Genomic DNA, 2,103 nt, shown 5'->3' with positions numbered 1-2,103 from the left:
CGGTCGGCTCTACGGCAGAAGCAATCTGTGTTCGATCAATCAGGCAAGTGCATCCAGCATCCTGCTCGAACTGCGCTGGGTGAAAAGAAGGTCGCCGCGAGGTCGGGCGCGTCGCCACGCGCCCGGACGTGGCCGCGCATGCGGATTTACGCAGGAAGAAGGCCGCGTTCGAGCAACCACGCTTTGGCATCGTCTGCATCCTGCTCGAACCACGCGCGCGTAGAGCCCAGCCGATACGTATACCCCCACGCATCCATGTCCTGCATCAGCCGATCACTGCCCACGCCCGGCAATTGCCCGGCCAGCACGACCTGCAGGTAACAGGTGGCATCTTCCTCGGGCACCGAATCGGTGGCATCGGTATGCACCAGCGCACGCCGCTCTGGCGGCAGCACGATCAGGTGGCAGGCCTCGTGCAGCATCGAGTGCACTGGCGTGTCATCGCGCACATACACATCGCTGCCGATGATCCCAGCCTCCGGCTCGCCCCAGTAACTGCCCGGAATCGGCGCAGCCTCGGCCACACGGTGCAGACGCAACGCGTGCGCCGCAAGCAGGGCAACTGCATCGTCGAAACGGATATCGCCGACCCGCGTCACCTGCGGCTCGGTCTGGATCACAGCATCGTTCATCGTGGTCATGTCGCGCGCCCCCGCCCGGACGGGAAGGGGCGCTATCGCATCAGGGTTGTTGCGGACCTTCCGGCAAGGCGACGGAAATATCGAGCACATCGTGCTCCCCGTCCTTCACCAGATCCACCTTTACCGCATCGGCGTCGATGTTCACGTACTTCTTGATCACTTCCAGCAGCTCACGCTGCAACAGCGGCAGGTAATCGGGGCCACCGCGATGGCTGCGTTCCTGCGCGATGATGATCTGCAGACGGTTCTTCGCCGTTTCGGCAGTGGTCTTCTTCCGGTTCAGGAAATCGAACAGTCCCATGCTTACCCTCCGAACAGCTTGCTGAAGAAGCCTTTCTTCTCCACGGTGGTGAAGCGCATCGGACGCTCTTCGCCAAGAATGCGGCCGACCGCATCTTCATACGCCTGGCCCGCCGCCGATTCGGGGTCCAGGATCACCGGCTCGCCCTTGTTGGACGCATTGAGCACGTCGCCCGACTCGGGCACCACGCCAATGGCCTTCAGGCCCAGCACCTCTTCCACGTCGGTGATGCTCAGCATCTCGCCACTTTCCACCCGTGCCGGGCTGTAGCGCGTGAGCAGCAGGAACGCCGGCACATCCTGGCCCGACTCGGCCTTGTGCGTCTTCGAATCGAGCAGGCCGATGATGCGGTCCGAGTCGCGTACCGAGGACACTTCCGGATTCACCACCACCACCGCACGGTCGGCGTAGTACATCGCCAGGAACGCACCCTTCTCGATGCCGGCCGGCGAGTCGCAGATGATGTAATCGAAGCCGTCCGCGGCGAGGTCCTTGAGCACCTTGCCCACGCCTTCCTGGGTCAGCGCATCCTTGTCGCGGGTCTGCGAAGCGGCCAGCACGTACAGGTTGTCAAAGCGCTTGTCCTTGATCAGCGACTGCTTGAGCGTCGCCTCACCGTGCACGACGTTGACGAAGTCGTACACCACCCGGCGCTCGCAGCCCATGATCAGGTCGAGGTTGCGCAGGCCGACGTCGAAGTCGATCACCGCCACCTTCTTGCCGCGCCGTGCCAGGCCGCATGCCAGGCTGGCGCTGCTGGTGGTCTTGCCCACGCCGCCCTTGCCGGAAGTGACTACGATGATTTCAGCCAAAGGACTTCTCCTGATTCATTTTGTGTGGGCGCCGGATCAGTCCAGCGCCGCGATCTTGATCTGGTCCTGTTCCAGCCACACCTGCACGGCCTTGCCGCGCAGGGTGTCCGGGACATCGTCCAGTACCTTGTAATGGCCGGCGATTGCGACCAGTTCAGCATGGAATTCACGGCAGAAGATACGCGCCGTGGTGTTGCCTTGGGCACCTGCCAGGGCACGGCCCCGCAGCGTACCGTAGATGTGGATGCTGCCGTCGGCGATCACCTCGGCACCCGCGCCGACGGTCGCCATCACCGTGAGGTCGCAGTTTTCCGCGTACAGCTGCTGGCCCGAGCGCACGTTGCTGGTC

At 63.5% G+C, this 2,103-nt stretch carries 4 protein-coding genes; all 4 read right to left on the bottom strand.

All coding sequences use genetic code 11. The features are described from left to right. Positions 1-146: 146 nt before the first annotated feature. The gene (locus ACXJKH_RS19200; protein ID WP_457321759.1) at positions 147-632 is read right to left on the bottom strand and encodes a hypothetical protein; all 486 of its coding nucleotides are present in this window, start codon (positions 630-632) and stop codon (positions 147-149) included. A gap of 49 nt (positions 633-681) precedes the next feature. After that, entirely contained in the window at positions 682-942 is a 261-nt protein-coding gene (gene minE, locus ACXJKH_RS19195) for a cell division topological specificity factor MinE (RefSeq protein WP_017355894.1), read from the bottom strand. 2 nt (positions 943-944) lie between these two features. Further along, positions 945-1,754: a septum site-determining protein MinD gene (gene minD / locus ACXJKH_RS19190; protein ID WP_256776357.1), complete on the bottom strand. Its 810-nt coding sequence runs from the start codon at positions 1,752-1,754 to the stop codon at positions 945-947. A gap of 36 nt (positions 1,755-1,790) precedes the next feature. Continuing rightward, a partial coding sequence (gene minC / locus ACXJKH_RS19185; RefSeq protein ID WP_457321756.1) for a septum site-determining protein MinC occupies positions 1,791-2,103 on the bottom strand: 313 nt, incomplete at its 5' end.

It is taken from the genome of Stenotrophomonas sp. P5_B8, from assembly GCF_054049855.1.
This window is presented reverse-complemented; position numbering and strand designations above follow the sequence as displayed.